Genomic DNA, 6,800 nt, shown 5'->3' with positions numbered 1-6,800 from the left:
AACGGTGTCCTCGGCCACCTGCGGGTCCATGCTGTCGCGCACCGCGGCCTGTACGAGCCGGTGCACCTGGATGGAGTTGTCGGTGGCGTCCACCTTGGCCAGCGCGAACCTGTTCAGGGCCTGGGTGACCTTGCCGAGCATGTACCTCGCGCGCAGGTCCTTGTCGTAGGGCAGCAGCGCCCTGATCATCGCGTCGCTGCCGACGAGGGCCATCGAGATCGGCTCGGCGGACAGGAAGCTGCACAGTTCGAGCAGCCGGGCCGCCGCGGGCGACTCGTGACGCAGCCGGGTGACGGAGATGTTCCAGGTGGCGCCCACGGAGGACGGGTACTCCACGGCGTTGACGGCGGCCTGGACCGACAGCACCTGGGTGCTCTGCTCACGCAGCTGCTCGATGTACTCGCCCACGGGCGTGGCCGTCGTGGCCAGCCAGGCCGCCGCGACCTCGATCGCCAGGGGCAGGTCGCCGACCGCGTCGGCCACCAGGGCCGCGTCCTCCTCGCGCAGTCCCGGCACCCGTCCGGTGAGGTGCTCGACGCTCTCCTCCCGGGTGAAGACCTCGACCTCCACCGTCCGGACCTGGGTCGAGGTCGGCTTGGTGCGGGTGGTGACCAGGAGGTGGCCGTAGGTGTCGTCCGGGATCGGGCCGGTCTGGTCGCTGAAGCGGTTCAGCACGTCGTCCAGGTCCTCGACGTTGTCGAAGACCAGCAGCCAGCGCTTGTACGGGCGGCCGGCCCGTAGTGCCTGGAGTGCGGCCACGGCGGCCTCGGACACGTCGTCGCCGATGCCCGGGGCGAGCCGTCGGCCGAGGTCGGCGAGTTTGGGCGCGACCAGGTCGGGCTGTTCGGCGTCCACCCACCACACCAGGTCGTAGTCGGGCTTGAAGCGGTTGGCGTACTCACGTGCCAGTTGGGTCTTGCCCACTCCGCCGAGCCCGTGCAGCACCTGGGGCAGCCGCGCCCCGGACGCGCCGGTGACGAACTGGCGGCGCACCTGTTCCAGGATCGAGGAGCGGCCGGTGAAGAACGGATAGCGGGGCTGGACGTTGGACACACTCGTGCTGCTGTTGGGAAAGCGCGCGCCCTGCGAGCGGGCGGCCGGCTGCGGCGAGCTGGGCCGGCCCAGACCGGTGAGCAGCGCGGTCGCCGCGCTCTCCTCGTCCAGCCGGGCCAGATCGATGGTGCCGCCCCGGCTCGCGTACGGAATCTGCTGCACGTCCCCGACCCGCAGGGCGACCGGCTGGTGCTGGTGCGGACCGCCCGAGTGCACCGTGGCCTCCCACGCGGCCTGGGCCGTCCGGGAACCGAGGAAGGCGGGGGAGACCACGGCGAGCACCCGCTGCGAGCCGCCGGCGAGCGCCTCCGCGCCTACCTCCAGGGTCGTCATCGACCGCACGTCCTGGGAGGCCACCTCGAAGCGCGCCTCGCGCAGCACCGCCTCCAGCCAGTCCACCCACATCCGGTCCTCGGAGACGTACTGGAGCAGCAGTTTCGACGGCGGCAGGGGGCGGCGGCGAGTGTAGGCCGAGACGTACTGGTTGCGCTTGACCTCGTTGAGGGGCGGCAGGGAGGTCACCCGGCCCGCTGTGACGACGGAGGTCAGCCGCTCGCAGGCGGTCAGCATGGAACTGGCGACCTTGGGCGGGTCGCCGAAGGAGGCGAGAATCTCCTCGTAGGCGTAGTAGGGGCGGTAGGGAATCTCCACCGACCCCCAGTAGGCGGTGAGTTCCTCGGGGTCCATGCCGCTGGGAAGGCCGTCGAAGCGCTCACGGGCCAGTGCGCGTCCGGCGTCGACCTTGTCCTTCTCGCCGTCGTCGATGCGCATGGCGACCGGCAGGATACGGATCCCTTTGTCGCCGTAGCGCTCCTCGATGTCCTGGGCGACCGCGGCGGCGCCCTCGATGCTCTGGTCGCTGAGTGTGTAGCAGACCACCAGGGTGCTGGGCATCTGCACGGTGCAGATGTCGGCGAGGTCGCTGTGGCCGGTACGGCTGTCGATCAGGGTGAAGTCGTAGTACCGCTCCATGTCCGTGCGCATCGCGTCGAAGAACTGGCCGCCGCCGTAGCTGCTGTAGAAGCTGTCCCAGTCCATGTTGCCGACGATCGGGTAGTCGCGGTGGCGCATGCCCGCCGACAGGAAGTCCAGGCTGCCGGGCTCCGGGAAGTTCCACTCCAGGGAGATGGCGTGGGGGCGCACCCGGGCGTAGCGGCGGTGCCAGTCCGGTTCGCGGTCGGGCAGGTCGCGCAGTGCCTCACGGCGGTAGTCGTCTATCAGGTTGACCAGGCCCGGAGTGGCCCGCAGTAAGGAGGGCTTGAGGAATGGGTGGAAGAACCTGTGCAGGCCGGGGGCTTCGAGATCCCAGTCGACGGCGAGCACGCGATAGCCGTTGGCGGCCAGGATCCAGGCCACGTTGGCGAGGGCCATCGTCCGGCCGGTACCGCCCTTGTACGAGTAGAAGGTGATCACTGAACCCTTGCGGTCCTCGGTCATGGAACCCCCCGGTTGTCCTGGTCTGGTCGTTGCGTGCCGGACGACACGGCGGACCGTTTCGCCCGGCTACGGTTGTTTCCGGGCCGTCGAACGTTCCCTGTGCCGCGTCGCCGACTCATGGGCCCGGGCCGGCGCGTCGGGGCCGACCGGGTCCGTCAGGCGGTTGGTGATGGTCTCGCCCATGGCTGTCACGAAGCGTTCGCCCAGGTCGGTCAGGGCGGTGGAGGCGAGCAGAGTGTCGACGGCCTCCGCGGTCTGTTCGCGCCAGTGGGCGAAACGGGTCTCGGCGTCGTGTGCCGCGGTGCCTTCCGCGGTGCGGTGGCGGGCGCGCCAGTAGTCGACGACGGCGATGTGCGCGTACGTCCCCTGCAACAGCCCTTCCAGCGGGCGCGGATCCGGACGCCAGGGGGCGTGGAAGAGCTGCTCGCAGGTGGGGTCGTAGAGGTCCATGAGGTCGAGTACGGCGCCGAGCTTGACGTGCTGGAACTCGTGGACCAGCAGACACGCCAGGGTCTGGGGCGTGTCCGGCCGGGCGATGCCGACCGCGCCGAAGGCGTCCCGGGCCGCCGAGCTGATGTCCCCGCCCGTGGAGGACTCCCGCAACGGGGTCACGACGCTCAGGCCCGCGGCGAGTCCAGGCGCGTACGCGGGCAGTTCACGGCGGATCCACTCCCACGCGGCGGCGAGATGCTCGCGCCACTCCTCGGCCGCCGCGGGGGACAGCCGCGCCCGCACGGGGTAGCCGTGGGCGTCCCGCCAGGGGTCCGTGTCCTCCAGGGCGACGGCCCAGCCCGGCAGTTCGAACCGGTGCCGGGCCCACCACGCCGGATCCGCACCGGACTTGCGGCCCACGGTGTGCGTCCGCCCTCCGACCCGCACCGTGAAACCCTCGTCCGCGCCCCCGGTGACCTGCGCCCGTGTCGCGTCCCCCACGACGAACGCGCCCAGGGTCGGCAGCCGCAGCACCCCGGAACCGGCCGGCACGGTCACGGTGCCTTCGCGCCCGGCCCGCACCAGTGCAGCCGCGGCGAGTTCCGCGACCCCGCGCATCGCGATCCGGCCGGCTTCCCCGTCACCGCTCAGCGCGCACTGGGCCCAGGGACGCAGGTAGGGGTGGGCCAGTACGGCGTCCACCGACTCGGGAGCCTCGGCGTCGAGGACCGCGAGGGTTTCCCAGGCCGCCGTACCGGTCGGGCTGTGCGCGCTCTCGTGCCAGACGGCGGCGAGAAGTTCGCGGTTGACGGTGAGTTCGTGCCGGGCCAGCAGTTCCACGGCTTCGGCGCCGCCGAAGCCGGTGGCGAGCTCGTCGAGATGCGCGTCGTCCAGGGGGAGGTGCGGCATCGGCGTCTTCTGCTCTTCCCTGTCGCGGATTCCGGTGATGAGCTGTTTCAGGTCGGCGCAGTACACGGACGGGTTCATGAACCCGCCGGCGCCGCTCCCGGAGCGGTAGCGGTGCGCGTACAGCCCCCCGCCGCACGAGCGGACGACCGGACAGCCACGGCAGGTCTCGCACAGTCCGTCCAGTCCCAGCTGCCGGGCCACGATGCCGGGGTGTACGGCCATCTCGTCCAGGGAGTTGGCGCGCACGTCCATGCCGGTGCCGGGCGCTCCGTCGTACGCCGTCTTCAGCGAGTCCGCCTGTTCGAGCGCGCCGTCGGTCTCGATGACCGCCAGTTCCACCGGGGCCAGTCCGAGGGACTCGGTGAGGCTGCTCGCGCCGCGCAGGGTGCGCAGCACGGAGTCGAGGACTCGTACGCCCATGGGCCGGCCGGTGGCGGTCCAGCGGTCGTGGACGCGCAGCAGCCAGTCGCCGTACGGAGTGTCCGAGGCACTGTCGTCGGGGCGCGGAGGGGGCTCGTCCCAGGTTGCGTGGGGGAGCAGGAAGTCGATGCGGGGTGGGGCGAGTTCGGCGAGGGCGTCGTAGACGGTGACCGGGTCGTTGCGGAGGTCGATCGTGCAGAGGAGGCCGGCGAAGAGGTGCCGGTAGCGGGGGCGGTTCAGCAGGTCGATCGCGCGGAGGACCGGGGTGTGGCTGCTGCGGCCGTTGCGGTAGCGGCGGTGCAGGTCGTTGGCGGCGCGGTCGCCGTCGAGCGAGACGCCGACCTTGATGTCGAACTCCGCGAAGAGCTCGCAGAATTCCTCGTCGAGGGTGACGCCGTTGGTGTGGATGCGCAGGTCGAGGGCGCATACGCCGGACAGGGCGGTGGACAGGCTCTGCGCCGCCAGACGGAGCCTGTCCCGGCCGGCGAGGAGGGGCTCCCCGCCGTGCAGGACGACGTGAACGGTGTCGAGCCGATGGACGCGGGCGTGTTCGGCGACGCGCTTGGCGGTGAGTTCCAGGATCTCGCCCGAGACCACCGCGGGGCGGCCTCGCCAGCTCTGGTCCGCGTGTTCGTAGACGTAGCAGTGGTCGCATGCGAGATCGCAGCGGCTGTGCATCTTCAGTACGAACTGGCTCAGGGGGTGCGGTGAGGGGTCCATCAGTTCGCACTGTGGTTCATGGCGGATAATCCCTGGTCAGACGGCCGACTGGAAGGCCGCCACCGGGATCCGCGAGAGCTCGCGGTCCGGTGTGCCTCGCTGCATGACCCGCGTGAGGGCGCCGGAGCTGCGGTTGGCCGCCCGGGCCGCAAGCCGTACCAGCGAGCTCCGTTCGCAGGTGGCGGGATGCTTCTTCGACTCTTCGGCCGGGGCGTTGGTGGGCTTGTCCATGGACGAACCTCGATCTTCCGTGCGCCCGTTGGGGCGGGCGAGTGGACAGGAGTCGGTGTACCGGAGCGGATGCTGAGCGCATCGGGAGCACCCCGCACGGCGAGATGCTCGTGAGTGTGAAAGACCCCGGACGACGGATCGTGGGTTGCCATGCAATCACACGGCGGACACACAGGGGGTCGATCAAGTTCACTCCGGGGGGCGTTGAGCGCGACCTCGTCTTCCGCGCCCATCACGCACTTCAGCTTTGCCGAACTCTCAGCCCTCACACAGCCTCTCCCCAACTTCCTGACGGACTCGCTTCCTACGTTCCCGGTCATGGCGGGAAACCACAGGAACACGAGCATCACCCGGCGTCGCACCATCGCGGTGACCGGCGGCACGGGCGCGGGCAGCGGGGGTGGTGGCACGCCTCCGAGCGGGGCTCCGTCGGGCGAACCGCCGAGCGGCGCTCCGTCCGAAAGTGCCGGTCCCTCGGCCTCCGCGTCCTCGTAAGGTACGGCCATGAGCAGCCGTGAGGACGAGGCGCTGGCTCTGGCCGCCGTGGACGCGCTGACCGGTCAGCTGGCCCTGGCACCCAAGCCGGGTCTGCCCGACCCGCGCGACCTCGGGGCCCGCGCCACGAGCCCGGGCAGGGACCACTGTTCGCTGCGCTGGTCGGCCAAGGCGCTCGCGCCCGGTCTCGCGGCGATGGCCGCGGCCGCCCGCCGCACCGGCGAGCCCAGCCCCCAGCTGCGTGCCGAACTGGGCGCGATCGGCCGGTGCACCGAGCACTCGGTGGGCCTGGCCGGCGGCGGCCACCGCGGTGCCCTGTGGACCCTCGGTCTGCTGGTCGCCGCGGCTGCTCTCGACCCGGGGGCGCGGTCCGAGGACGTGGCCACCACCGCCAAGAAGATCGCCGCGCACAGAGACAAGCGGGCCCCGCGCCGGCCCTCCCGGGGCTCCTCGGTGTCCGCGAAGTACGGCGCGGCGGGCGCCCGGGGCGAGGCACGGGCCGGATTCCCGCATGTCCGGCGGGCGTTGGACGCGCTGACCAGGTCCCGCAGGGCGGGCGCCGACGAGGCCGAGGCCCGCCTCGACGCCCTGCTCACCGTGATGTCAACTCTCCAGGACACCGAACTCCTCTACACGGCGGGCCCGTTCGGCCTTCGCCATGTCCAGGCGGGCGCCCGCGGGGTCCTGGAGGCGGGCGGTACGACGACGGACGCGGGCCGCGAGGCCCTGCTCGCCCTGGACGCCGACCTCCACACACGCGCGTGGAGCCCTCGCGGCAGCGCGGGGCTGCTCGCGGGGGCCCTGTTCGTGGACGCCCTTCCGGTGACCACGGGTCCACTGCCCGCCTGACGCCGCCGAGCGCCCAGTCCCGGGGACGGACTGGGCGCCTGCCGGTGCACGAGCGCGAGCGACTCGACGCCGGTCGGCGTCCATGGACGGCCCCGCCCGATGCCGGCCGGTCGGTGTCCAAGCACGCGTTAACGCGACACCGTTCACCGCCCGAGCGCGGCCCGCCCGAAGCCGGTCAGTGCCCGCGGCCCACCCAGGACCGTCGGCGCCCGAGCGAAGCCCACCCCGCCCCGTTCACCGCACCAGCACCCCCC

Annotated in this window: 4 protein-coding genes; 1 reads left to right on the top strand and 3 read right to left on the bottom strand. The window is 71.8% G+C overall.

The features are described from left to right. The 3 genes from fxsT to ACFVYN_RS16195 all read right to left on the bottom strand — a co-directional run. Positions 1-2,490: FxSxx-COOH system tetratricopeptide repeat protein (fxsT, locus tag ACFVYN_RS16205; protein WP_389998317.1), on the bottom strand; the 2,490-nt coding region annotated here is incomplete at its 3' end. 66 nt (positions 2,491-2,556) lie between these two features. Then, a complete protein-coding gene (locus ACFVYN_RS16200; RefSeq protein WP_389998314.1) occupies positions 2,557-4,971 on the bottom strand; it encodes an FxsB family cyclophane-forming radical SAM/SPASM peptide maturase in 2,415 nt (804 codons plus the stop codon). Between the two features lie 36 nt (positions 4,972-5,007). Next, positions 5,008-5,202 carry an FXSXX-COOH protein gene (locus ACFVYN_RS16195; protein WP_389998311.1) on the bottom strand — a complete coding sequence of 65 codons (195 nt, stop codon included), beginning with the start codon at positions 5,200-5,202 and terminating at the stop codon, positions 5,008-5,010. Positions 5,203-5,706: 504 nt separating this feature from the next. Here ACFVYN_RS16195 and ACFVYN_RS16190 point away from each other — a divergent pair. After that, positions 5,707-6,546, top strand: a complete 840-nt coding sequence (locus tag ACFVYN_RS16190; RefSeq protein WP_389998309.1) for a triphosphoribosyl-dephospho-CoA synthase — start codon at positions 5,707-5,709, stop codon at positions 6,544-6,546. Positions 6,547-6,800 lie beyond the last annotated feature (254 nt).

It is taken from the genome of Streptomyces sp. NPDC058307 (assembly GCF_042880295.1).
GTDB lineage: Bacteria > Actinomycetota > Actinomycetes > Streptomycetales > Streptomycetaceae > Streptomyces.
This window is presented reverse-complemented; position numbering and strand designations above follow the sequence as displayed.

Bases quoted from the DNA above. Each gene is read 5' to 3' on its own strand.
- ACFVYN_RS16195 (WP_389998311.1), bottom strand. From the start codon at position 5,202: ATGGACAAGCCCACCAACGCCCCGGCCGAAGAGTCGAAGAAGCATCCC.
- ACFVYN_RS16200 (WP_389998314.1), bottom strand. From the start codon at position 4,971: ATGGACCCCTCACCGCACCCCCTGAGCCAGTTCGTACTGAAGATGCAC.
- ACFVYN_RS16190 (WP_389998309.1), top strand. From the start codon at position 5,707: ATGAGCAGCCGTGAGGACGAGGCGCTGGCTCTGGCCGCCGTGGACGCG.